Origin of the sequence: Sulfitobacter sp. F26169L (assembly GCF_026410285.1) — a bacterium.
Lineage (GTDB): Bacteria > Pseudomonadota > Alphaproteobacteria > Rhodobacterales > Rhodobacteraceae > Sulfitobacter.
Genome location: NZ_JAPMLP010000001.1, coordinates 755,961 through 780,487 on the forward strand (window position 1 = coordinate 755,961; position 24,527 = coordinate 780,487).

Below are 24,527 nucleotides of genomic sequence, written 5' to 3' on the forward strand. Positions count from 1 at the left end.
CATGACACCTGCCGCACGGGTCGCCGCCGCCATCGAAATACTGGACATGATTGGCGATGGCCAGCCCGCCGAGCAGGTGATGACCCGTTGGGGCCGTAACAACCGCTTTGCCGGATCAAAAGACCGCGCCGCCATTCGTGATTACGTTTTCGATGTCATGCGGGTGCAGCGCAGCGCAGCATGGCTGGGGCGGGCGGCAACCGGGCGCGGTTTGATGATCGGCCTGTTGCGCGGGCAAGGTGTTGATCCTGCGTCACTTTTCACTGGCGAAGGCCACGCGCCGTCCCCCCTTGCCGATTACGAGATCGAAGCACCGGCAGGTGACATGCCAGACGCGGATGCATGGAACCTGCCGGACTGGCTGGTTGGTCGTTTCAAGCACGGCTTGGGCGAGGATGCCAGGAAAACCGCCGAATTACTGCAAGGCAGGGCACCGGTCAGTCTTCGAGTAAATACATCTAAAACAAATACTTCAGACGCAATATTCATGTTGAAAGAGGCGGGCGTAATCGCGGTGGAAAACCAGCTCAGCCCGACCGCTCTGACCGTGGTTGAAGGCGCGCGGAGAATTCGCAATTCCCCCGCCTATCAGGAAGGTTTTGTCGAGCTTCAGGACGCCAGCAGTCAGGCTGTTGTTGATGCCTTGCCACCAGCCGCGCGCGTGCTGGATTACTGCGCCGGAGGCGGCGGCAAGGCGCTGGCCCTCGCCGCGCGGGGCGGCGGGCGTATTTTTGCTCATGATATTGATCCGGCCCGCATGCGTGATCTGCCATTGCGCGAGGCCCGCGCCGGAGCCGAAATTACGCAGCTTGGCACCGGTGATCTGGCCTCACAGGGGCCATATGATGTCGTGCTTGTGGATGCGCCCTGTTCAGGCAGCGGATCGTGGCGCCGCGCCCCCGAGGCCAAATGGCGGCTTACCTCCGATCAACTGGCAAAAACCTTGGCAATTCAGGATGAAATCCTTGACGCCGCGCGTCTGTTGGTGGCCAAAGGCGGCACGCTGGCCTACGCGACATGCTCTATCCTGCAAGAGGAAAACGAAGCGCGTGTAGAGGCGTTTCTCGACCGAAATCCCGACTGGCGTTGTGAATGGCAAAAGACACTTCCTGTCAGTGATCTGGGTGACGGATTTTACACCGCACACTTGACGCAAGCGCGATAATCGCGACACTTCACCCGATACGGGAAGCGCAATCTTCTCCGCGTCGGTTAATCACAGATTAACCCTTCAAGGCAAAAGTGATGGCACGATTCGGATTCATGCTCCGCTCGGCGCTGGAAGGGTAAATATGCAGCAGATTACGAATTTCACACTCGCTGAACGATTGATCTCAGTGTCTGCGCAACGCCTTGTCATTCTGTCAGGGCTTGCTGTGGTTCTGGGTATGGCAGCATGGTTTGCACCGCTTGCGCAAGCACAGCGGATTGCCGGTATTGCCGGAGTCAGCCTTGCATGTGTAGTGATGGTGTTATGGTTGATGCGCACAGGTTATCAGATCGCCGGTATACGCGCGCAAAAATCCCTACTGCAATTTATCTCCAACGATAGCGCGCCCAGTTTCGTTACTCACTCAGATGGCGAGATACTGTGCGCAAACCCAGCGGCTGCCACGGTATTCGGTAAATCGGAGAGCGAAACCATCGCCGCAATTCTGGCCGACCGGATGGTAAATCCATCGGCTATTCTGTTCCGCCTTCAATCGCGCGCAATGGTTAACGGTGCCGCGCGCGAAGAGATTTTTACAAACAGCGGTCAACTGCTCTTAGCAGTGCATCGCGTTGCTCAGGACCGATTTATTTGGCGGATCGAACCGCAAAATGTTCAGTCCGCTGGAAATCTGCCCAGTGATAGCCGGATTTTACCTATGATCATGGTCGGGCGTAGCGGTGCAATTTTATCGATGAACCACGCTGCCAGAAAATTTATCGGTGTGCGCGGCAAATCCCTTGATAGTGTTTTTGTCGAACAGGTTGTCGTCCCTGGTACTGTGATGCAGGTGTCAACAACCACAGGCAACCAGCCGGCTTTAATTGCCCAAACCGATGCAGGCGCAGGGCGGCGCGCGCTGTATTTTCTGCCACCGCCCGCGAAAGGCGATGTCGTTCAAAATCCGGATTGGCAGGTTTTTCAGGACATGCCGATCCCGATGATCAAAATTGCACCCGACGGCACGGTACAGGCGTTTAATAAACGGGCATCAAAGCTGATCGGCGTGGTGCTGGTTGAGGGCGCGCATCTCTCCGCACTGATGGAGGGGTTGGGCCGTTCGATAACCGACTGGCTGGAAGACACGCTGGCGGGCAGGTTGATTCAGAAGTCCGAGTTCCTGCGCCTGACGCGGGGCGACCGTGAGGCATTTGTACAAGTGACTCTCAACCGTGTTGAAGAGGATGAAAAGCCTGCGCTGATTGCTGTGTTGCACGATGCAACAGAGTTAAAATCGCTGGAGGCCCAATTTGTCCAAAGTCAGAAGATGCAGGCGATCGGACAGTTGGCAGGCGGTGTCGCACATGATTTCAACAATCTGCTCACAGCCATCTCCGGCCATTGCGATCTTCTTTTGTTGCGCCACGATCAAAGTGATATCGACTATAGTGATCTGGTCCAGATTAACCAGAATGCCAACCGTGCCGCCGCGCTTGTGGGTCAGCTGCTTGCATTTTCCCGCAAGCAAACGCTACAACCCGAAACGCTGGACATGCGCGATACCCTTGCCGATTTAACCCATCTTCTCAATCGTTTGGTTGGTGAGAAAATCACACTGACACTCAGCCATGATCCGGTTTTGCAACCCATTCGCGCAGATAAGCGACAGCTTGAGCAAGTTTTGATGAATCTGGTGGTGAACGCTCGTGATGCGATGCCTTCAGGCGGGGAAATTCGGATTATCACTGAGTGTACAACCCTGACAGACCCCCTGCAGCGTGATCAGGTCACTCTGCCTGCGGGTGACTATGTTACAATTAGGGTCAGCGATGATGGTATAGGTATTCCGACCGACAAGTTGCAAAAAGTGTTCGAGCCATTTTTCACAACAAAACGGACAGGTGAAGGCACAGGTCTGGGGTTGTCCACCGCATACGGTATAATCAAGCAGACGGGCGGTTATATCTTCGTCGACAGCGCCGAGGGCGTCGGCACATGCTTTATTTTGTATTTCCCCGTACTTGCGCAAAATGCCGCTCTCGCTGTGTCAAAGACGGCCGCTGTTGTGGAAGAAATGACAAGCACTCCCAATGGCGGGGTGATTTTGCTTGTAGAAGATGAAGCGCCGGTGCGTGCTTTTGCAAGCCGTGCCCTACGCCTGCGTGGATATACGGTGCTCGAGGCAGAAAATGCCGAAGTCGCCCTTGACACGTTGTCTGATCCCGCTTTGAAAATTGATGTGTTCGTCACTGATGTGGTCATGCCGGGAATGGACGGTCCCAGTTGGGTGCGCAAAGCCTTGATAGACAGGCCCGGGGTCAGGGTTGTTTTTGTTTCAGGTTATGCCGAGGACAGCCTTGGCGAGGCTCAGAAAAAAATCCCTAATTCGGTTTTTCTACCGAAACCGTTTTCGCTTACCGATCTGACAGAGACTGTGAACAAACAGCTTCACTAACCCCGGGGGATACTATCATAGAGCGCGAACTCGTCGGCAAACTTCCTGCGGAACCGCTCTTCGATATCCTGTGACAACGCAACATCTATTGCAGGCGACACATTCTCCCGCGCAAGATCAAGCTTTACATCAAGGCGGTCCTCAAGGAACCGTTGCAGCCGCGGCTGGTCTTCGTAGGAAAAAAGATGGGTGATTCCCGTCCCGTTCGGCTGGCGTTCAAGGAACTTCATCTGGCTGCCTACCTCTGCAAAACCGGGGCGTTTGCCTTTCATGTAGGCCAGAACAAATTCATCAAAGCTGATTCCGAAGGTATTATTGGGCTTATCCTTCATAAATGGCCTCTGACGGTAGCGATACCAACTGCTTAGCCAGCTTACCGGATCGCGCATCACGGCCATCAACTCCATCTCCGCGTCACAGACATTCAAAAACATTGGCCGGATAAAACGATTGTATCGATACACCGGCGCATGCTTCAAAAGTGGAGGATCGGCAATAACCATGTCTGCTCGCGGTGCAAGAGCGGTCTGATAGGCAGTCGTACCGGTCTTTGGCACAGACAGGAACGCAAGGCGTTCCTTAAAGAAAACAAGCATTTACATCCTCCAGATCGCAAAGCCGTAAAACACTGCTTAGCATAAACATCTTATTAACCAATCCGCAGCAAAGATGGGATAAGAAAAATTCGATTGAAATGTTCTACCTTTGTCCTCATAAGAACATTAATAGAACATACAAACGGGGTGACAGGGCGATTGCCGCCACCGCCCCCCTGTGACAGTAAGGGAAGAACCCAAATGGCAACGGCAGATCTTTTGAATATGGATAAGAAATCGGCAGACAAGCAAAAAGCGCTCGATAGTGCGCTGGCGCAAATTGAACGGCAGTTCGGTAAAGGCTCTATCATGAAGCTGGGCGCCGAAGGTGCGGTTCAGGATATTACGTCCTCATCTACGGGGTCGCTGGGACTGGACATTGCTCTGGGCATCGGCGGTTTACCTATGGGCCGGATTATTGAAATTTACGGCCCTGAATCTTCAGGTAAAACCACGTTGACACTTCATTGTGTTGCGGAACAACAAAAGGCAGGCGGGGTATGTGCATTCGTAGACGCCGAACATGCGCTTGATCCGCAATACGCCAAAAAACTTGGCGTAGATATCGACGAACTCCTTATCTCCCAGCCTGATACAGGCGAACAGGCGCTTGAAATTACTGATACGCTCGTCCGCTCGGGTGCGGTCAACATGGTGATCGTGGATTCGGTTGCGGCCCTTACTCCCAAATCCGAACTCGAAGGCGAGATGGGCGACAGTTCTGTCGGTGTACAGGCCCGCCTGATGAGCAAGGCAATGCGCAAGCTGACCGGTTCCATCTCCAGATCAAACTGTATGGTTATTTTCATTAACCAGATCAGGATGAAAATTGGCGTCATGTTCGGTTCACCCGAAACGACAACCGGTGGTAATGCATTGAAATTCTATTCCTCAGTGCGCCTCGACATCCGCCGCATCGGCTCCCTAAAAGATCGCGACGAGGTGGTTGGCAACCAGACCCGCGTCAAGATCGTAAAGAACAAGGTCGCAGCGCCATTCAAACAGGTCGAATTTGATATCATGTACGGCGAAGGCATCTCGAAAATGGGCGAGCTGTTGGATATGGGGGTCAAGGCAGGGATCGTGGATAAATCCGGCAGCTGGTTCTCTTACGGAGACGAGCGGATTGGACAGGGCCGCGAGAATGCAAAAACCTATCTGCGTGAGCATGAATCGATGGCTATCGAAATCGAGGATAAAATCAGGGCGTCACACGGTCTTGATTTTGACGGCTCTGAAAACAAGGATGATCCAGACATTCTGGACGGCTAAAGTGTCCCTAACAGGTTTCTGAAACCGAAAAGGGTGTATGTCGCAGGGCATACGCCCTTTTTGACGTGCGCCCTGTGGACAGAACCTTGTGCCAGCGTTATCCCGAACAAGTAATTTCGCGTGCCCAAAAGGACGGACATCATGCAGACGCTTAACGAAATCCGGTCAACGTTTCTGAATTATTTTGAAGGCAACGGCCATGCGATTGTGCCGTCCAGTCCGCTGGTGCCCCGCAATGATCCGACCCTCATGTTTACCGCGGCGGGGATGGTCCAGTTTAAAAACCTGTTCACCGGTGTCGAGACACGCGATTACAACCGTGCAACTACAGCGCAGAAATGCGTAAGGGCAGGCGGCAAGCACAACGATCTTGATAATGTTGGGTACACCGCGCGCCATCATACGTTTTTCGAAATGCTCGGCAACTTCAGTTTCGGGGATTATTTCAAAGAAGATGCGATCCCGCTTGCCTGGGATTTGCTGACCAAAGTGTTCGGCATCGATCCTTCCCGCCTGCTTGTCACAGTCTATCATACGGATGACGAAGCCGTTGAGATCTGGAAAAAACACGCGGGTCTGAGTGATGACAGGATTATTCGCATCGCAACGGATGATAATTTCTGGTCGGCAGGTCCGACCGGCCCATGCGGCCCGTGCACAGAGATTTTCTACGACCATGGCGATCATATTTGGGGCGGTCCCCCCGGCTCTCCCGAAGAAGATGGCGACCGGTTCGTCGAAATCTGGAACCTCGTATTTATGCAATACGAACAGTTCGAGGACGGTACACGGCAAGACCTGCCGAACAAATCCATTGATACCGGTATGGGGATCGAGCGCGTTGCAGCGCTTTTGCAGGGCACCAATGACAACTATGCCACCGATCTGATGCGCAGCCTGATCGAAGCATCCGCAAGCGCCACCAGCAGCGATCCAGACGGTCCGGGAAAAACCCATCACCGTGTCATTGCCGATCACTTGCGCTCGACGTCTTTTCTGATGGCCGATGGCGTGATGCCTAGTAACGATGGTCGCGGCTATGTCTTGCGCCGCATTATGCGGCGCGCCATGCGTCACGCGCATTTGTTGGGGGCGAAGGACCCGCTGATGCACCGGCTTGTGCCCGCACTGGTCACACAGATGGGGCAGGCTTATCCCGAACTGGGACAGGCGCAATCCATGATCGAGCAAACCCTTCTTCAGGAAGAAACCCGCTTTCGCCAGACCCTTGATCGCGGCCTGAGACTGCTGGAGGACGAGCTTGTTGCGCTTCCCGCCAATGCTGATCTACCCGGCGCGGCCGCATTTAAACTGTACGACACCTTCGGCTTTCCGCTCGATCTGACACAGGACGCCCTGCGCGAGAAGGGCCGCGGCGTGGATACAGTCGGCTTTGACGCGGCCATGGCCGAACAAAAAGCCAAAGCGCGCGCAGCATGGTCAGGATCGGGCGAGGCGGCAGATGCTGCTATCTGGTTTGACGTCGCCGACAAATCTGGCGTAACCGAGTTTTTGGGATATGACACCGAAACCGCTGAGGGCAAAATCATTGCTCTGGTGCAAGAAGGCAAAGCTGTAACCCAAGCCAATGAAGGTGACGAGGTCCAGATCGCGCTGAACCAGACCCCATTCTATGCCGAAAGCGGCGGGCAGTTGGGCGATACCGGAATTATTCGCACAGAAACAGGCAGCGCGCGTATCATCGATACCCGCAAGGCTGCCGGTGTATTCGTCCACTTTGCGACCATCGAAAAGGGCAGCGTTTCCAACGCACAATCCGCCGTTCTTGAAGTGGATCACGCGCGCCGCACAGCCATTCGCGCAAACCACTCAGCAACCCACCTGCTGCACGAAGCCCTGCGCCACGCACTTGGGGATCATGTGGCCCAACGCGGCTCACTCAATGCCCAGGATCGCTTGCGGTTTGATTTCAGCCATAACGAGGCAATCAGCGCTCTCGATATGTCGCGCGTTGAAGCCGAGGTAAACAGCTACATCCGGCAGAACAGCCCCGTCGAAACCCGTATCATGACACCTGATGACGCGCGCTCTTTGGGGGCGCAGGCGCTTTTCGGCGAAAAATACGGTGATGAGGTGCGTGTCGTTTCAATGGGTCAGCAGACCGGCTCGGGAAGGGGGGCGGACAAGAACACCTATTCAATCGAATTGTGTGGCGGAACCCATGTTGCCCGTACGGGCGACATCGGGGCATTTGTTCTGCTCGGGGATAGCGCCAGCAGCGCCGGTGTCCGCCGGATCGAAGCGCTCACCGGAGAAGCAGCAATTGCCCACCTTCGCGCTCAGGATCAGTTGCTTGCCCAAGCGGCGAAAGACCTAAAGTCTCCCGCTGCGACCGTACCCGAGCGTGTTCGCGCATTGCTGGATGAGCGCCGCGCGCTGGCAAACGAAGTGGCGCAATTGCGCCGCGAGCTGGCGATGTCCGGAGGCAGCGACACGGCCCCCACCGCACAGGACGTCAACGGAATTGCCTTTCACGCTCAGGTTCTCAAAGGCGTAACAGGCAAGGATCTGCCCGCACTGGTAGATGAGCATAAAGCCCGGCTGGGGTCGGGCGCCGTCTTGCTGATCGCGGATACGGGGGGCAAAGCTGCAGTGGCTGCCGGTGTCACAGATGATCTGGTTTCAACTGTCTCCGCCGTCGATCTGCTGCGCGCCGCCGTTGTCGAGTTGGGCGGAAAAGGGGGCGGTGGCCGCCCCGATATGGCCCAAGGGGGCGGCGCATCCGCAGATAATGCAGACGCCGCCATCACAGCCGCAAAAATTGTACTGAAAGGATAATCCCAATGCCCGCACTCTGGATCGCCCACGTAACTGTCTCGGACGAGGAAGCCTACAAGAAATATGCCAAAGGCGCGACTGTCGCCATCGCGGATCACGGCGGAAAATTCATTGCCCGTGGCGGACGTTTTGTGCAACTCGAAGGCAAAGCCCGCCCTAGAAATGTAGTGGCCCGGTTCCCCGATGTTGAAACCGCGGAACGCTGCTATCACTCGGATGCCTACCAGGCGGCGCTCGCCTATGCAAAAGACGCTTCCGAGCGTGAGCTGCTGATCGTCGAAACCGACGAGTAAAACCACCCGCCGCAAACTTCTTTTGGCCCTAAATATCCTGGGGGAATTGGCCGAACGGCCAAGGGGGCAAGGCCCCGTTCCACCTCAAAACAAAAAAGGCGCTCCAGTCAGGAGCGCCTTTTCTTTATCATGCAGATTTTGACATCCGCTTGCGTTCATGGGGATCCAGATAACGCTTGCGCAGCCGGATGGCATTCGGCGTCACTTCAACCAGTTCGTCATCATCGATATACGCAATCGCCTCTTCCAGGCTAAGCGTGATCGGTGTGGTCAGGCGCACCGCTTCATCCGTGCCGGACGCACGCACGTTGGTCAGCTGCTTACCCTTGAGCGGGTTCACTTCCAGATCGTTTTCGCGGCTGTGCTCGCCGATGATCATACCGGTATAAACATCGGTTTGCGCACCAATAAAGAAACGCCCCCGATCTTCCAGCTTCCAAAGCGCATAGGATACTGCAACACCGTTTTCCATCGAGATCAGAACCCCTGCACGACGGCCGGGGATAACGCCTTTATGTGGCGCCCATTCGTGGAAAACCCGGTTCAGAACACCCGTGCCGCGTGTATCGGTCAGGAATTCACCGTGATAACCGATCAAACCACGCGAGGGGACATGCGCCACGATGCGGGTTTTGCCCGCACCCGCCGGTTTCATTTCAACCAACTCACCTTTGCGCACACCGGTCAACTTTTCGATAACCGCGCCAGAGTATTCGTCATCAACGTCAATAGTAGCTTCTTCAATCGGTTCATGACGTACGCCGTCAATTTCCTGAAACAGCACCTGCGGGCGCGAGATTGACAGCTCGAACCCCTCCCGGCGCATGTTTTCAATCAAAACACCCATCTGGAGTTCGCCACGTCCGGCAACCTCAAATGCTTCACCGCCGGGGGTGTCGGTCACTTTGATCGCGACGTTTGATTCCGCTTCCTTGAGCAGACGTTCGCGAATTACCCGCGACTGAACCTTTTTACCGTCACGACCAGCCAATGGGCTGTCGTTGATACCGAAGGTTACGGTAATTGTGGGCGGGTCAATCGGCTGGGCAGGAATCGCATCCACAACAGATTGATCCGCAAGGGTATCGGCAACTGTAGCTTTGGTCATACCGGCGATCGAAACGATATCACCTGCTTCGGCCATATCGATAGCTGTCTGATCCAACCCGCGATAGGCTAGGATCTTCGTGCAGCGGAAATTCTCGATCAGCGTGCCATCGCGTGACATTGCCTTGATGGTCTGGCCCGCTTTCAATGTGCCCGATTCCACGCGACCAGTCAGCAGACGGCCGAGGAACGGATCACCGCCCAGTGTGGTCGCAAGCATTGTAAACGGCTTGTCCGCATCAGCGATCTGCGCGGGCGGCGGCACATGGGCGAGGATCAATTCGAACAAGGCGCTCAGATCCTTGCGCGGTCCGTCCAGTTCCATATCAGCCCAGCCAGAGCGGCCGGAGGCATACATTGTCGGGAAATCAAGCTGCTCGTCCGTGGCGTCAAGATTTGCGAACAAATCGAAACACTCATCCAGCGCGCGGTCGGGCTCGCCGTCGGGCTTGTCGACCTTGTTAATCACCACAATCGGGCGCAGGCCCAGCTTGAGCGCTTTCGATGTCACAAATTTGGTCTGTGGCATCGGGCCTTCCGCCGAATCGACCAGCAGAACAACACCGTCCACCATGGACAGAATACGTTCCACCTCGCCGCCGAAATCGGCGTGGCCGGGGGTGTCAACAATATTGATCCGCGTGCCTTTCCACTCAACCGAGGTCGGCTTGGCAAAAATGGTAATGCCGCGCTCGCGCTCCAGATCATTGCTGTCCATTGCGCGTTCGGTGGTCGCTTGGTTGTCGCGATAGGTACCGGATTGTTTCAGAAGTTCGTCCACCAGCGTCGTCTTGCCGTGGTCAACGTGTGCGATGATTGCGATATTCCGCAGGTCCATGTGATTACCTTGTCTCAGGGGATTGTGCGCGCTCTAACGTGCATCCTTGATAAAGACCAGCAAAAAACCCCTCACGTGGCGTCTTGTTGCTCGGTATCCTCGCTTTGGCGGATAACCAGTGGTTCTTTGAAAGTCATGGTCCGGTATGGGAAAGGAATTTCAATCCCTGCATCATCCAGGGCTGATTTCACCGCAGCCACAACCTTGTCACGGCTGGAGCGGATGTCGATCGGACGCGATCCTGTCCACCATGTCACTTCGAAATTTATCGAACTGTCAGCAAACTCCTGCGCGAAAATCTCAACATCGCGCACGTCATCATGCACTAGGTCTACTGCACGCACCGCATCGGCGATGATCTCGCGGGCGCGGTCCACATCCTCGCTGTAGGCTATACCGCAGATGATTGTTGTGCGGCGCACATCGCGCGCGGTGCGAATGGTAACCGGATTTTTGAAGAACATTGCATTCGGCGCCACCACCAATTGCCCGTCTGTCTGGCGCACATGGGTATCACGAATGGTGATCGCCTCAACCTGCCCGTCGATATCCTCACATTCGATATAATCGTCGATGGAGAACGGTTCACGGATCAGGAGCAAGACGCCCGCTAGAAAGTTTTCGAAGACGTCTTTGAACGCAAAGCCGATCGCAACACCGCCAACCCCCAGCGCGGTCAGCGCACGACCCGGCGTAATTGTGGGAAACGCGATTGTGATCGCAATCAGCGCGCCCATCAGCCAGATACCGACCGTGATCAGCATCATCATCACATCCACCAATCCGCGCCGCATCCGCGCGCGCCTTAATGTACGTGGCAAGAAGGTTTGGATGAGCTTCAGAACACCCCAAACAAACAACACGAACAATAGCGATAGGATAAGCTGAGGAAGGATAGCCCAAAAGCCCGTTGCATAGCCTTCAAGCTGCAAGCGCAGCGGTTCCGGCAGGACGGACCAGATCGCGTTAAATGAATTTTCCATGCCCCCAAACGCATGCGGCGGCTGGATGGTTCCTGATTAATGCGGCGCAGTGGCGGAAAACAGGTGAATGACTGCAATGCCCCCGATGATCATGGCAAGCCCTGCAATCGCGGCAACATCCAGCACCTGACCAAACACACTCCATCCGATAATTGCGATCAGGACGATGCCGAGACCGCTCCACAAGGCATAGACCACGCCCACGGGCATTGTGCGCAGTGTGACCGACAGGAGGTAAAATGAAATCGCATAGGCCACGACGACAATGATCGATGGCCCCACACGGGTAAATTGCTGGCTTGCCTGTAGCGCGGTTGTGCCAATAGTTTCGGCAAGCACCGCAAGTGCAAGAATAAGATATATCGGCATGTCACACCTTTTTCGCAGCAAAACAGCAGAGGTTTCGCGGTTATGCCCCCGTCAGCACCTTCAATGTGGGGGGAATTGTAAAACTGAAATAAGAAGGGCTGCACATATGACAGCCCTTCTTCGGCCTGCTAAAATCAGCCCTTCAACGCGGCATTCAGGTTTCCATCGACTTTTTCTAGGAAACCCATGGTTGTTAGCCAGCTTTGATTAGGCCCGACCAGAAGCGCAAGGTCTTTGGTCATGTGTCCGGCCTCAACCGTGTCTACAACCACCTTCTCCAGCGTTTCGGCAAAACTGGTCAGCGCTTCGTTCCCGTCCAGCTTGCCGCGATGCTTCAACCCGCCTGTCCATGCATAAATCGACGCTATGGAGTTGGTCGAGGTTTCCTCACCCCTTTGATGCTGGCGGTAATGCCGTGTCACAGTGCCGTGCGCGGCTTCCGCCTCAACGGTTTGGCCGTCCGGTGTCATCAGGATCGATGTCATCAGTCCAAGTGATCCGAACCCCTGAGCAACCGTATCGGACTGCACGTCACCGTCATAGTTTTTGCAGGCCCAGACATAACCGCCGTTCCATTTCATCGCGCAGGCAACCATATCGTCAATCAGACGGTGCTCATATGTGATGCCGGCGGTCTTGAACTGTTCTTCGAATTCTTCTTCATAAATCTTCTGGAACAGCTCCAGGAACCGTCCGTCATATTGCTTCAGAATGGTATTCTTGGTGCTGAGGTAAACGGGCCAGCCAAGGTTCAACCCGTAATTCAGCGAGGCGCGCGCAAAATCGATGATTGACTTGTCAAGGTTATACATCGCCATAACTACGCCGGAATCGGGGGCGTCGAACACTTCATGCTCAATCTCGGTGCCATCCTCACCGACAAACTTGATCGATAGCTTGCCAGCGCCTGGAAATTTGAAATCGGTCGCGCGGTATTGGTCACCGTAGGCATGGCGGCCCACAACAATCGGCTGTGTCCATCCCGGAACCAGACGCGGCACGTTCGAGCAGATGATCGGCTGGCGGAAAATCACACCGCCCAGAATGTTTCGAATTGTTCCATTGGGCGAGCGCCACATTTTCTTTAGGCCAAATTCCTCAACGCGCGCTTCGTCAGGGGTGATGGTGGCGCATTTGACACCGACACCGTGTTTCTTGATGGCCTCGGCTGCATCAATTGTGATCTGGTCATCGGTATCGTCCCGCGCCTGAATGCCCAGATCATAGTATTTCAGATCAATATCAAGGTAGGGCAGGATCAGCTTTTTCTTGATGAAATCCCAGATAATGCGGGTCATTTCGTCACCGTCGAGCTCGACAACGGGGTTCTCTACCTTGATTTTGGTCATGGGTTATGACTTTCAGTCAGTTACAATTAAACCGCGTTTACCGTATCGGTGACGAGAATGGAATAATGCACGAAAATGCCTTTAGTGAATTTTCAAACACTTGCCCAAAACACAAACCGCAAGGTCGCGATTGTGGCGGCAGCCCGCAATGAGGCGGCGTATTTGGCGGACTGGATTTTCCACCATCTGTATTTCGGATTTTCGCCCGTATTGGTTTATGTCAACCGCTCGACGGACAGTTCCGCAGAAGTTGTGCGCAGAATAGCGGCGGTGGTGCCGGAGGTACAGCTTCTGTCAGGCGATGGGTTCGAAGGGAAGAACAATGTGCAGCTGGCCGCGTATGGTGATGCGCGCAGGCGATTGCGGTGTGGCCTAACACGGCAAGACTACGTTCACTTTGCGGATATTGATGAATTCTGGACTCCCGCCAACTTTGATGTGCCGGTGCAAGGTGTGCTTGAAAGCGCCGGCTGGCCGAAAATTGCATCTTTTAACTGGTTCCAGCTTCTAAGTGATGGCGAGCCGTTCGCGCCCCCGATGGCACAGAGGCAATATGGCCAGCATCACCACTTGGTCAAAACAACAATTCGGCAGGGCCTGCCTGTCATCAGGCAAAGTGTACATACTGTGCGCACCGCGTGGCCCATGAAGCGCTGGTCAGCAAGCGGTGCGCATATTTCGTCGCGCACACCGTACAGGACGCCAAACGCCCCGCAGAGCTTTGGCCCCGCCTTCATTCTACACCGCCTGTTTCGCAGCCCCATCGAATACCTTGCAATGTTGGGGCGGGGCAGACCCGCTTTTCAGGAAAAGCTGTTCAAGGATAACCGTTACGGTTATCGACAGCTAGAGGGCAAGGCAGAACCGATGCGCGCGTTTCATATCAAATCAGATACGCTTGCGCAGTACGAAGAAGCGCGTATCGAATTTCTCGGGCGCACCGGGATTGCTGAGCTTACTGTGCAGACACAACAAAATGTGCGGCGTGAAGCGCTGCAAGTACTCAATCAATATCAAGCACTATCTGTCGAGGAAAAACAGCGATGGTCACTACAGTTTCGCAATCTTGATCTGGCCGGAATTTCAGAGTCGGGAGGCGAAAAAAGTGGCGATCCGTTCGCGCGCAAAATTCCATAGGGCAGGCGCGCCGATGGCGATCTTGCTGCCTACGCGATCTGCGATGATCTGCTCGGTTACGTCGAAATCAATCCAGCTGCCGCCGCCCGATTGCAGGTTCTGCATCGGCGGTTGAAAGCGATCGAGCGATTTAGCGAATTGCGCTGAGGGGGATTGCGCCGCCTCGAACTCCTCCCATATCGCGCGAAGATCATCGCGCAAGTCATTCGGAAGCAATCCGAATATCCGGTTCGCTGCCTCCTGCTCCTGTGCCGCCATTGCCGCAACATCATGGCTGCCGAATATCGGGTGGTCGCCGGCATCAATCTCTACCAAATCATGCAGGATCAGCATTTTGATTACGCGATTGATGTCTACATCCGGTCCGGCCTGATCGGACAGAACCAACGCGTAAAGCGTCAGGTGCCAGCTGTGTTCGGCAGAGTTCTCATAACGGGAATTGTCACACAACTCGGTTGCGCGCACCACCGACTTGAGCTTGTCCGCCTCGTTGAGAAAAGCGATCTGTTGCTCAAGCCGCTGTGTCATTTATCCGCTGCGGCCGCGCGGTAGCGTTTTAGCTTGGTTGCCAGAAACTGGCGGCCTTTCTGCTCGGCCATGCGCGTGCGCACAGCCGTCAGAAACGCTTCTTCCAATGTCTGGGAAGAGGCGCCGAGAACATCGCCCACTTCCATAAATAGGCGGTCCTCGCCGGTTTCCTTCTGCACAGCCAGACATTCTTCGGCCAGCTTGTTGGCCATTCTGATAACAGCATCGTCAGCCATTAGCGCGTATTCTCCGTAAGGCGGCGACGCACATAATCGGTGGTCGATCCGATCAGCGTGTCCATATGCGGTTCCTCAAAGAAGTGGCCTGCACCTTCGATTTCCTGATGTGTAATGGTGATGCCTTTTTGCTCGTGCAACTTGTTGACCAAATTGACCGTATCGGCGGGCGGTGCCACGCGATCACCGGTGCCGTTGATCACAAGGCCGGACGCAGGGCAGGGTGCGAGGAAGCTGAAGTCATACATGTTGGCAGGAGGCGCAACCGAAATGAAGCCCGTGATTTCGGGGCGGCGCATCAACAATTGCATACCGATCCACGCTCCGAACGAAAAGCCGGCAACCCAGCAGTGCTTGGAGTTATTGTTCATCGACTGCAAATAATCCAGCGCAGAGGCGGCATCCGAAAGCTCGCCGATGCCCTGATCGTATTCGCCCTGACTGCGACCAACTCCGCGGAAATTAAACCGCAGAACGGTAAAGCCCATGTTGTAGAAAGCGTAATGCAGATTATAGACAACTTTATGGTTCATCGTTCCGCCAAACTGCGGATGCGGATGCAGAATGATCGCAATGGGGGCGTCACGCTCTTTTTGCGGATGATAGCGACCCTCGAGTCGGCCTTCGGGTCCGGGAAAAATTACCTCGGGCATGGGTGTTCTCTCTTGCAGGTTCGAAAGGGGCGTACGACTATTCTTGACGAATTCCGTCTGCTACTTTAGAACGGTTCTAATTATGAGGCACCCGATGATGCAGATGCGTCTGAGGGATGTAGGCATTAAGCGCGCCTGCGTCAAACAAAAGCCTGATCTGATAGGGTAATTGCGATGAAACTTTCGACAAAAGGACGTTATGCGATGGTTGCGCTTGCCGATATCGCCTTACAGAAGGGTGATACGCTCGTGTCTTTGGGTGATATTGCCGAACGTCAACAGATTTCACTGCCCTATCTTGAACAACTGTTTGTAAAGCTTCGCCGCAACGGCTTGGTCGTTTCCGTGCGCGGACCTGGGGGCGGTTATCGTCTGGCGCGGCCTGCATCCGATATCCGCGTGGTGGATATACTCGCGGCGGTTGATGAAACGGTTGATGCCATGCACAAGGGTGCAGGTGCTTCTGGCGGGGCGTCCGGCAGCCGCGCGCAATCCCTGACGAACCGCTTGTGGCAAGGACTAAGTGCGCATGTATACGTGTTTTTACACCAAACTCGTCTGTCCGATGTTGTCGAGAACCAGATGACACCGTGTCCGGCGGTGCCGACCCTGTTTGCCGTGGTGGATGAATAGGGCGCTGGATTTGGATATTTTTGGCCAAAAGAAATGAACAGACTGTATCTGGATCATAACGCAACGACCCCCTTGAGGGCGCAGGCACGCGAAGCGATGGTTGCGGCGATGGATATTGCCGGAAACCCGTCTTCGGTACACGCGGAAGGGCGCGCAGCGAAAATGCTGGTTGAACATGCGCGCACTCGGGTTGCCGAATTGGTTGGTTGCAAGCCGCAACAGGTAATATTCACCTCAAGTGCGACAGAGGCGGCGGCATTGGCGGTTGCGCAAAAACACCACCATGGTGGTGTGTTCGGGGCTTTGCCGACCGAGCACGACTGTCTTGAGGTGTGGTCCGACGTCGCTTTGCCCGGCCTGTATGGTAAGAACGGAAAGACCGTTCGTAACGAAGGCGACATATTGCATGGTGGATTGCTGGCGATTTCTGCCGCCAATAGCGAGACAGGTATACTACGCTCCAACGCCCGTGTTGCGGGCAGTGGTGAAGGGTATTCGACCGTATGCGACATCACGCAACTGGTGGGCAAGATGTCGGTCACATATGAAGGCATCGCGCCGTCCTATGCCATCCTGTCTGCCCATAAAATTGGTGGGCCAAAGGGTGTGGGCGCGCTAATCAACTTTACTGCTGATGATCCCGCGCCAATATTGCGCGGTGGCGGTCAAGAGATGAACCGCCGTTCGGGAACCGAAAACGTGATCGGGATTGCCGGATTCGGAGCGGCTGCGCAGGCTGCACGACAGGATATCAGCAGCGGCAGATGGGACGAAGTGGCACAGATCCGAGATATTCTGGAGGATGCTATTGTGGATGCCTCAAAACATACTATTTTTGTCGGGAAAGACGTTCCACGCCTGCCGAATACCACCTGCATTCTAACGCCGAACTGGAAAGGTGAGACTCAGGTTATGCAGATGGACCTTGCCGGATTTGCCGTGTCGGCAGGATCTGCCTGTTCCAGCGGTAAAGTGCGTGCCAGCAAGGTATTGCTGGCAATGGGATTTGACGAGATTGAGGCCGCAAGCGCGATCCGTGTTTCGCTGGGCCTTGAAACAACTAAAGAAGATGTCCTGCGCTTTGCAGATGTATGGGCAGCAAAATTCGAAAAACACCAAAAGCGGGCGGCGTAGGCCAAAACGCGAGAGGAAGATGATCATGGATAATACTATCTTGGACGGTGGCGTAAAAGAAGGCGTCGATCAGGAAACAGTAGACGCGGTGCGTGAGGTAGGCGGCGCCTATAAGCACGGCTGGTCCACTGACATTGAAATGGACTATGCGCCGCTGGGCCTGAACGAAGATATCGTCAAGCTGATTTCCGAAAAGAATGAAGAACCCGAGTGGATGACGCAGTGGCGTCTGGGCGCTTATGCGCGTTGGCAGAAGATGCGCGAGCCGGACTGGGCGATGGTAGATTATCCTGAAATCAACTTTCAGGACCAATATTACTACGCCCGCCCCAAGAGTATGGCCGTAAAGCCCAAATCTCTGGATGATGTGGATCCAAAGCTTTTGGAGACGTACAAAAAGCTTGGCATCCCTTTGAAGGAGCAGGCCATTCTTGCTGGCGTCGAAGGCGCAGAAGAGTTGACGGACGCGCCGCGCAGGGTCGCCGTGGATGCAGTGTTTGACTCCGTGTCCGTCGGTACGACGTTCCGTGAAGAATTGATGAAGGCCGGCGTGATCTTTTGCTCGATTTCCGAAGCGATCAAGGAATACCCTGATCTGGTGAAGAGATACCTCGGATCGGTCGTGCCGGTACAGGATAACTTCTATGCAACGCTGAACTCGGCTGTATTTTCCGACGGGTCGTTCGTTTATGTGCCGCCGGGCGTGCGTTGCCCGATGGAATTGTCGACGTATTTCCGTATCAACGCGGAGAATACCGGCCAGTTCGAGCGCACCTTGATCATTGCCGACAAGGGCTCGTACGTGAGTTATCTTGAGGGTTGCACGGCGCCGCAGCGCGATGAAAGCCAGCTGCACGCGGCTGTGGTCGAGATCATTATCGAGGAAGATGCAGAGGTGAAATACTCCACCGTGCAGAACTGGTATCCCGGTGACGAGAACGGCAAGGGCGGGATTTACAACTTTGTAACCAAACGTGCCGATTGCCGCGGGGACCGTTCCAAGGTGATGTGGACGCAGGTGGAGACAGGTTCGGCTGTGACGTGGAAATACCCGTCCTGCATTCTGCGCGGCGACGATTCACAGGGTGAATTTTATTCGATCGCCATTGCAAACAACATGCAGCAGGCCGACACGGGCACCAAGATGGTGCATCTGGGCAAACGTACAAAGTCGCGGATTGTCTCGAAGGGGATCAGCGCGGGCAAAGCGCAAAACACCTATCGTGGTCTTGTGTCGATGCACCCGAAAGCCAAGGACAGCCGGAACTATACCCAGTGTGACAGCCTGTTGATCGGTGATAAATGTGGTGCCCATACGGTGCCGTATATCGAGGTCAAGAACAACTCCAGCCGTGTGGAGCATGAGGCGACGACATCGAAAGTGGATGATGACCAGCTGTTCTACTGCCGCTCGCGCGGGATGGACGAAGAAGAGGCCGTTGCATTGGTTGTAAACGGTTTCTGCAAGGACGTGCTGCAGGCTCTGCCGATGGAATTCGCCATGGAAGCACAAGCGCTAGTGGCGATCTCGCTGGAAGGCTCTGTTGGCTAATGCAAAACCTGCTCAAGGAAACCGGCATCGCGGCGGTGATTTACTTCGCGTTCAGCTTTACATTTGGCTTCGGGCTTGAGGCGGGTGAAGGCTGGCAGAAAGCTGTGCTGAATGCGGCGGTGTTTGCCGTGTTCTATTTCGTGGTTGGTTTGGGCATTCGCTGGTTCAAAGGACGCAATTCGTGAGTAAGATCGAAACATTCTATGACCGGATCGAAGCGGCGTGGTGCCGTTTGCCGGTTGTGCGGGACAACGGGCGGCTTCAGGCCGCGCCGTTTACCGCTGTTTTGATAGTAACGTTTGTGGCTCTGGCGCACGGAATGCTGTGGATTACAGAGACAGCCGCAGCGGACTGGAGCCAGCCGCACAAGACTGCTCTCTGGCTGCTTGGCGTCATGATCGGCGGCTTTTTCCTGCTGATGACCGCGCTGGTACGGGCAGCAAAACGGCAAGCGGAGTGCAGAACATGATTGCCGCTGTCTCTCGAAACACGCTTTTGCGCCTGCATTGGTCGAACTCGATGCGAAAATTTCGCGATTCAATCAATCGGTTGATTGTCACGCACTTTTCCTTGACGCAAGAGCCTGAATTGCAGGCATTCGCGGTTTCCGATCCGGCCTACCTGCTGATTGATCCGGCAAAGGGCCCCGATAAACTACACCAACGGCATAACCGCTGCGCGCGGAACGCTGCATGACAGCTTTCCCGCGCCGCTGAAATCAATGGCCCGAGGGCCGGACACATCACAGGCGCGCTGCGCCGTAACCAGAATTAAGGAGCACTCACATGCTGAACATCAAAAACCTGCAAGTCGAGTTGGAAGACGAAGACAAGAAGATTCTTAAAGGCGTTGATTTGCAGATCAATGGTGGTGAAGTCCACGCGATTATGGGGCCGAACGGCTCTGGGAAATCGACCCTGTCCTATGTGTTGTCGGGCAAGGGCGGTTATGAGGTAACGGGCGGGACGGCCACGCTTGAGGATGTCGATCTGCTGGAGATGGAACCGGAAGAGCGCGCAGCCGCTGGCCTGTTCCTTGCGTTCCAGTATCCCGTCGAAATTCCCGGCGTGGGCAACATGACCTTTCTGCGTACGGCGGTAAACGCACAGCGCAAGGCGCGCGGCGAAGAGGAGATGTCCGCCGCGGAATTCCTCAAGGTCGTGCGTGCGAAAGCCAAAGAACTGAAAATCGACGCCGATATGCTGAAGCGCCCGGTTAACATGGGCTTCTCCGGTGGTGAGAAGAAGCGTAACGAAATTCTGCAAATGGCGATGCTTGAGCCGAAAATGTGTATCCTCGACGAGACGGACTCAGGTCTTGATGTTGATGCGATGAAACTGGTGGCAGAAGGTGTGAACGCCTTGCGGTCGGAAGGGCGCGGATTTTTGGTGATCACGCACTACCAGCGCCTGCTTGACCATATCAAACCCGACTTTGTGCATATCATGGCCGATGGCCGCATCGTCAAATCCGGTGGACCGGAGCTGGCGCTTGAGGTCGAAAACAACGGATATGCAGATATTCTCGCCGAGGTGGCATAATGTCCGAGGTAGCAATGAAAGAAGATCCGACCGAAGCGATGATCGCATCGCTTTCGATGCCCGACAGCACATGGGGCGCAGCCGCGCGCGAGGACGCACTGGCGCGCTTGCGCACCATAGGCCTGCCACAGCGGCGTGATGAATACTGGAAATACACACGCCCCGACACGTTAACACAGGTCGACGCGCCTAAAGCTGCGGTGCTTCAGTCTGACGAAGAGGCTATGTTTGAGGAAGTTGATCGTCTGCGCATCGTTTTTGTGGACGGCGTATTTGACGCGGATGCATCCGACGATCTGAGCCTTGAGGGAGTGACAATCGAGCGGCTTGCCGCTGCGGACAGCGATCTGCACTGGGCAAAAAACCTTTATGGTGTGTTGGAAGCCCGCGGACAATCGCCCGTTCAGCGCCCGCTTGCGGCCCTGAACACAGCCTTTGCCACTGACGGTGTCTTGATCCATGTCACAGGTAAACCGAGCAAACCTATCAGCCTGATTTACAACCACAAATCAGACACTTCCGACGCAATCTTGCACCACTGCATCAAGTTGGATGCAGGTGCGGAAATGACACTGCTGGAGAACGGTCCGGCTGCCGCACGCTTTAACAAGGTGATGGAAGTTGAGATCGCCGATAACGCATCGTTTCATCATGTTCGCGCGCAGGGGCGCGATCACGAGCGGCGCACAGCCACGCATATCTTTGCCCGTCTTGGCACTGAATCTGCTTTTCATTCCTTCACAATGACGATGAACGGCGTGTTAACCCGTAACGATTGCGTCATCGAACTGACTGGTGATGACGCGATTGCCAACGTAGCGGGTGCGTGTGTCGGTGATGGTGATTTTCACCACGACGATACCGTTTTCATCACCCATGATGCGGTAAATTGTAACAGCCGTCAGGTGTTCAAGAAGGTTTTGCGCAACGGCGCGGTTGGCGTTTTCCAAGGTAAGATCCTCGTGAAAGCCGGTGCGCAAAAGACAGACGGCTACCAGATCAGCCAGGCCCTTATGCTGGATGATGACAGCCAGTTTCTCGCCAAACCGGAGCTTGAAATCTATGCCGACGATGTCGCGTGTAGCCACGGTTCGACCTCCGGCGCGATTGATGAAGACGCGCTGTTTTATCTGCGTTCGCGCGGGGTCCCGACAGACGAGGCGACCAACCTTCTGACGCTTGCCTTCCTTGCCGAGGCGGTTGAGGAGATCGAGGACGAAAGCCTGCGTGAAGGCATGACCGCCCGTCTGGGCGCATGGCTAGAACGGCGCAGCGGTTAAGGTGGCGTTAACACAGGATATATTGGCCACCTACAAGGGGCCGGGACGGGTGGTTTCACGCTTTCTGGCGCAGGGCCGCAACGAGGTACGCGCGCTCTTGTTCCTGCTGATCGCAGGGATGCTGATGTTTGTGGCCACCGCCCCCTTTCAGGCGCGCGAGGCGCAGCTGAACCCTGAGGTTCCGCTGGCCGCGCGCCTGTACTGGAGCGCTTTTTTCTTTGTCTTCATCATGCCGATTCTTGTCTATCTCTTTGCCATTCTGGTGAGGGGGCTGGCGTGGATCGCACGGCGCAAGGTCACTGGCTTTGAAATCCGGTTTACACTGATCTGGGCGCTACTTGCCTCCACACCCGTGATCCTGTTGACGGGCCTCACGGCGGCCTTTATCGGTCCGGGTATTCAGCTACAGCTGCTAGGTTTTGTCTGGCTTGCGGTGTTTGGCTGGTTTTGGGCTTCAGGCCTTTTGCGCGCAGAAGGATGATGCCGATGATGTCACAAGACGCTTTGAAAAGCCTGGCGCTGGAAACCATCCAGAGCCCGCGCTCCGCTGCGCAAAAAATCATGTCGCTTCACCTTAGCCGTGATGTGTTATGGACCGGTCTGGCGCTTGTCGCCGTCATCAACGCAATCATTTACAGTTTTTCGCTGTTTTTGAGCGATACGTCGGTGCTGCCTCCGATATTCAGCAACCCGATCCTGTTCTTCGTGATCATCACCGGCTTGCTGGTGTTGAGTGTTCATGCGTTCTACTGGACGGGGCGCGCTATGGGCGGGCAGGGCGATCTGGGTGATCTTCTTGCCCTGCTTGTCTGGCTACAGGGTCTTCGCGCGGTGGCGCAACTGGTAATGTTTGTGCTGATCCTGCTGTCGCCATTGTTGGCACAGCTGTTTTCGCTGGCGATCGGGGTCTTGGGCCTCTGGATCACCGTGAATTTCATCACCGAAGCCTTGCGCCTGCCCAGTTTGATGTACGGCGTGGGCGTTTTGATACTTGCTGCGGTTGGCCTTATGATCGGCCTGATGATATTTATTGGGCTGATTGGCCTAGGTGCCATGGGAGTACCCGCAAATGTATGATGTTGCAGCAATCAGGCGGGATTTTCCCATTCTGTCGCGTGAGGTGAACGGCAAGCCGCTAGTGTATCTCGACAATGGCGCGTCTGCGCAAAAGCCGCAGGTTGTGATTGATGCGATCACAACGGCCTACAGCCATGAATACGCCAATGTGCATCGTGGTCTGCATTATCTGTCAAATCTTGCAACCGACAAATACGAAGCTGTGCGCGGCAAGGTCGCCCGCTTCCTCAACGCCGCTTCCGAGGACGAGATTGTCTTTAACTCGGGCACCACAGAGGCGATCAATATGATTGCCTACAGTTGGGCCATGCCACGTCTTGAAGCGGGCGACGAAATCATCCTGAGCGTTATGGAGCATCACGCCAACATCGTACCATGGCATTTCCTGCGCGAACGCCAGGGCGTTGTGATCAAGTGGGTTGATGTAGACGCCACCGGCGCGCTTGACCCGCAAGCTGTGATTGATGCAATCACGCCACGCACCAAGCTAATTGCAATCACCCATATGTCCAATGTCTTGGGCACTGTGGTGGACGTAAAAACCATCACCCGAGCTGCCCATGCAAAAGATATCGCCGTTCTGGTTGACGGGTCACAAGCGGCGGTCCACATGCCAATCGATGTGCAGGATATCGGCTGTGATTTCTACTGTGTGACGGGGCACAAGCTTTATGGTCCGTCCGGCTCTGGCGCGATCTACGTAAAGGCTGCGCGTATGGACGAAATGCGCCCTTTTATCGGCGGTGGCGATATGATCCGCGAAGTGACGAAAGAGGGGGTCGTGTACAACGATGCCCCGATGAAGTTCGAGGCCGGAACGCCTGGCATTGTGCAGACCATTGGTCTGGGCGTTGCGCTGGATTATATGTCGGGGGTCGGTCTTGCCAATATCGCCGCGCACGAAGCATCCTTGCGCGATTATGCTGTGACCAAGCTTGCGGGGCTGAACTGGATTCAGGTGCAAGGCACCGCACCGGACAAGGGTGCGATATTCAGCTTTACCATGGACGGTGCGGCCCATGCGCATGATATTTCGACCATACTGGACAAGAAAGGCGTGGCCGTGCGCGCAGGCCAGCATTGCACCGGCCCCTTGATGAACCATCTGGGGCTCAATGCCACCTGCCGCGCATCTTTTGGCATGTACAACACCAAGGAAGAGATCGACATCTGGATTGACGCGCTGGAACTGGCCCACGATCTTTTCGCCTGAAACAAGGGTTTTTGAATTGCAGGCACAGTGAGGTCGCACTATACCGCCACAAACAGCCCGTTGCTTTGGCAGCCGCTGTCCAATACGACACTGAAGAAAAGGATTTTGGCATTTGCCAAGATACCGTAAAATCCCGCTCAATATTGCGGTGACAATACGGTCCCATAGCTCAGCTGGATAGAGTGCTCGCCTCCGAAGCGAGAGGTCGCTGGTTCGAATCCAGCTGGGACCACCATTACCCCGAATTGATATCGTTCCACCTGATGTTGTTCACGGAAATTTAGCATTACCCGAAACTAGGAACAGGCGTTCATTTGGGGCAGCGCATGCAG

General features: G+C 55.1%; 24 protein-coding genes and 1 tRNA gene. 17 read left to right on the forward strand and 8 right to left on the reverse strand.

Annotated elements, in window-relative coordinates; genetic code table 11:
• Position 1: 1 nt before the first annotated feature.
• Positions 2-1,165, forward strand: coding sequence for an RsmB/NOP family class I SAM-dependent RNA methyltransferase (locus OS189_RS03575; protein WP_267165890.1), 1,164 nt, complete (start codon positions 2-4; stop codon positions 1,163-1,165).
• Between the two features lie 127 nt (positions 1,166-1,292).
• Positions 1,293-3,605 carry an ATP-binding protein gene (locus OS189_RS03580; protein WP_416237444.1) on the forward strand — a complete coding sequence of 771 codons (2,313 nt, stop codon included), beginning with the start codon at positions 1,293-1,295 and terminating at the stop codon, positions 3,603-3,605.
• Here OS189_RS03580 and OS189_RS03585 read toward each other — a convergent pair.
• A complete protein-coding gene (locus OS189_RS03585) occupies positions 3,602-4,201 on the reverse strand; it encodes a gamma-glutamyl kinase (RefSeq protein WP_267165891.1) in 600 nt (199 codons plus the stop codon). The genes OS189_RS03580 and OS189_RS03585 overlap by 4 nt on opposite strands.
• A 201-nt stretch (positions 4,202-4,402) precedes the next feature.
• On the opposite strand from OS189_RS03585, the gene recA reads away from it, so the two are divergent.
• The 3 genes from recA (at position 4,403) to OS189_RS03600 (ending at position 8,565) form a co-directional block, all read left to right on the forward strand.
• The gene (gene recA / locus OS189_RS03590) at positions 4,403-5,473 is read left to right on the forward strand and encodes a recombinase RecA (protein ID WP_267165892.1); all 1,071 of its coding nucleotides are present in this window, start codon (positions 4,403-4,405) and stop codon (positions 5,471-5,473) included.
• A gap of 141 nt (positions 5,474-5,614) precedes the next feature.
• Positions 5,615-8,272, forward strand: coding sequence for an alanine--tRNA ligase (gene alaS / locus OS189_RS03595; protein ID WP_267165893.1), 2,658 nt, complete (start codon positions 5,615-5,617; stop codon positions 8,270-8,272).
• A gap of 5 nt (positions 8,273-8,277) precedes the next feature.
• The gene (locus OS189_RS03600) at positions 8,278-8,565 is read left to right on the forward strand and encodes a DUF1330 domain-containing protein (protein ID WP_267165894.1); all 288 of its coding nucleotides are present in this window, start codon (positions 8,278-8,280) and stop codon (positions 8,563-8,565) included.
• A gap of 127 nt (positions 8,566-8,692) precedes the next feature.
• Here the strand turns inward: OS189_RS03600 and typA are convergent, their stop codons facing one another.
• The 4 genes from typA to OS189_RS03620 all read right to left on the reverse strand — a co-directional run bounded on the left by typA (position 8,693) and on the right by OS189_RS03620 (position 13,211).
• Positions 8,693-10,510 carry a translational GTPase TypA gene (gene typA / locus OS189_RS03605; protein WP_267165895.1) on the reverse strand — a complete coding sequence of 606 codons (1,818 nt, stop codon included), beginning with the start codon at positions 10,508-10,510 and terminating at the stop codon, positions 8,693-8,695.
• Between the two features lie 71 nt (positions 10,511-10,581).
• On the reverse strand, positions 10,582-11,493 hold the full coding sequence (locus OS189_RS03610; protein ID WP_267165896.1) for a mechanosensitive ion channel family protein: 912 nt from the start codon (positions 11,491-11,493) through the stop codon (positions 10,582-10,584).
• 36 nt (positions 11,494-11,529) lie between these two features.
• A complete protein-coding gene (locus OS189_RS03615; protein ID WP_267165897.1) occupies positions 11,530-11,862 on the reverse strand; it encodes a DMT family transporter in 333 nt (110 codons plus the stop codon).
• 134 nt (positions 11,863-11,996) lie between these two features.
• Positions 11,997-13,211 carry an NADP-dependent isocitrate dehydrogenase gene (locus OS189_RS03620; RefSeq protein WP_267165898.1) on the reverse strand — a complete coding sequence of 405 codons (1,215 nt, stop codon included), beginning with the start codon at positions 13,209-13,211 and terminating at the stop codon, positions 11,997-11,999.
• A gap of 84 nt (positions 13,212-13,295) precedes the next feature.
• On the opposite strand from OS189_RS03620, the gene OS189_RS03625 reads away from it, so the two are divergent.
• Complete coding sequence (locus OS189_RS03625; RefSeq protein ID WP_267165899.1) at positions 13,296-14,348, forward strand: glycosyltransferase family 2 protein; 1,053 nt, start codon at positions 13,296-13,298, stop codon at positions 14,346-14,348.
• On the opposite strand, the gene OS189_RS03630 is transcribed toward OS189_RS03625, so the two are convergent.
• The 3 genes from OS189_RS03630 to OS189_RS03640 are packed head-to-tail and all read right to left on the reverse strand — an operon-like array spanning position 14,295 to position 15,765.
• Positions 14,295-14,876, reverse strand: a complete 582-nt coding sequence (locus OS189_RS03630) for an HD domain-containing protein (protein ID WP_267165900.1) — start codon at positions 14,874-14,876, stop codon at positions 14,295-14,297. The genes OS189_RS03625 and OS189_RS03630 overlap by 54 nt on opposite strands.
• A complete protein-coding gene (locus OS189_RS03635) occupies positions 14,873-15,112 on the reverse strand; it encodes a hypothetical protein (RefSeq protein ID WP_267165901.1) in 240 nt (79 codons plus the stop codon). The genes OS189_RS03630 and OS189_RS03635 overlap by 4 nt, the downstream gene beginning before the upstream one ends.
• Complete coding sequence (locus OS189_RS03640; protein WP_267165902.1) at positions 15,112-15,765, reverse strand: alpha/beta hydrolase; 654 nt, start codon at positions 15,763-15,765, stop codon at positions 15,112-15,114. The genes OS189_RS03635 and OS189_RS03640 overlap by 1 nt, the downstream gene beginning before the upstream one ends.
• A 174-nt stretch (positions 15,766-15,939) precedes the next feature.
• Here OS189_RS03640 and iscR point away from each other — a divergent pair, with 174 nt between their 5' ends.
• The 11 genes from iscR (at position 15,940) to OS189_RS03695 (ending at position 24,430) form a co-directional block, all read left to right on the forward strand.
• Positions 15,940-16,398: a Fe-S cluster assembly transcriptional regulator IscR gene (iscR, locus tag OS189_RS03645; protein ID WP_267165903.1), complete on the forward strand. Its 459-nt coding sequence runs from the start codon at positions 15,940-15,942 to the stop codon at positions 16,396-16,398.
• A gap of 33 nt (positions 16,399-16,431) precedes the next feature.
• Positions 16,432-17,532: a cysteine desulfurase family protein gene (locus tag OS189_RS03650; protein ID WP_267165904.1), complete on the forward strand. Its 1,101-nt coding sequence runs from the start codon at positions 16,432-16,434 to the stop codon at positions 17,530-17,532.
• Between the two features lie 25 nt (positions 17,533-17,557).
• Entirely contained in the window at positions 17,558-19,084 is a 1,527-nt protein-coding gene (gene sufB, locus OS189_RS03655) for a Fe-S cluster assembly protein SufB (protein WP_267165905.1), read from the forward strand.
• Positions 19,084-19,269, forward strand: a complete 186-nt coding sequence (locus OS189_RS03660; protein WP_267165906.1) for a hypothetical protein — start codon at positions 19,084-19,086, stop codon at positions 19,267-19,269. Before sufB ends, OS189_RS03660 begins: the two co-directional genes overlap by 1 nt.
• The gene (locus tag OS189_RS03665; protein WP_267165907.1) at positions 19,266-19,553 is read left to right on the forward strand and encodes a hypothetical protein; all 288 of its coding nucleotides are present in this window, start codon (positions 19,266-19,268) and stop codon (positions 19,551-19,553) included. Before OS189_RS03660 ends, OS189_RS03665 begins: the two co-directional genes overlap by 4 nt.
• Positions 19,554-19,869: 316 nt before the next feature.
• Positions 19,870-20,625, forward strand: a complete 756-nt coding sequence (gene sufC, locus OS189_RS03670; protein WP_267165908.1) for a Fe-S cluster assembly ATPase SufC — start codon at positions 19,870-19,872, stop codon at positions 20,623-20,625.
• On the forward strand, positions 20,625-21,905 hold the full coding sequence (sufD, locus tag OS189_RS03675) for a Fe-S cluster assembly protein SufD (protein WP_267165909.1): 1,281 nt from the start codon (positions 20,625-20,627) through the stop codon (positions 21,903-21,905). Before sufC ends, sufD begins: the two co-directional genes overlap by 1 nt.
• 1 nt (position 21,906) lies before the next feature.
• On the forward strand, positions 21,907-22,386 hold the full coding sequence (locus OS189_RS03680) for a YIP1 family protein (protein ID WP_267165910.1): 480 nt from the start codon (positions 21,907-21,909) through the stop codon (positions 22,384-22,386).
• A 5-nt stretch (positions 22,387-22,391) separates the two neighbouring features.
• Positions 22,392-22,982: a YIP1 family protein gene (locus OS189_RS03685; RefSeq protein ID WP_267165911.1), complete on the forward strand. Its 591-nt coding sequence runs from the start codon at positions 22,392-22,394 to the stop codon at positions 22,980-22,982.
• Positions 22,975-24,195 (forward strand): cysteine desulfurase, encoded by a 1,221-nt coding sequence (locus OS189_RS03690; RefSeq protein ID WP_267165912.1) that lies wholly within the window; start codon positions 22,975-22,977, stop codon positions 24,193-24,195. Before OS189_RS03685 ends, OS189_RS03690 begins: the two co-directional genes overlap by 8 nt.
• 158 nt (positions 24,196-24,353) lie before the next feature.
• Positions 24,354-24,430: transfer RNA gene (locus OS189_RS03695), tRNA-Arg, on the forward strand.
• Positions 24,431-24,527: the final 97 nt, after the last annotated feature.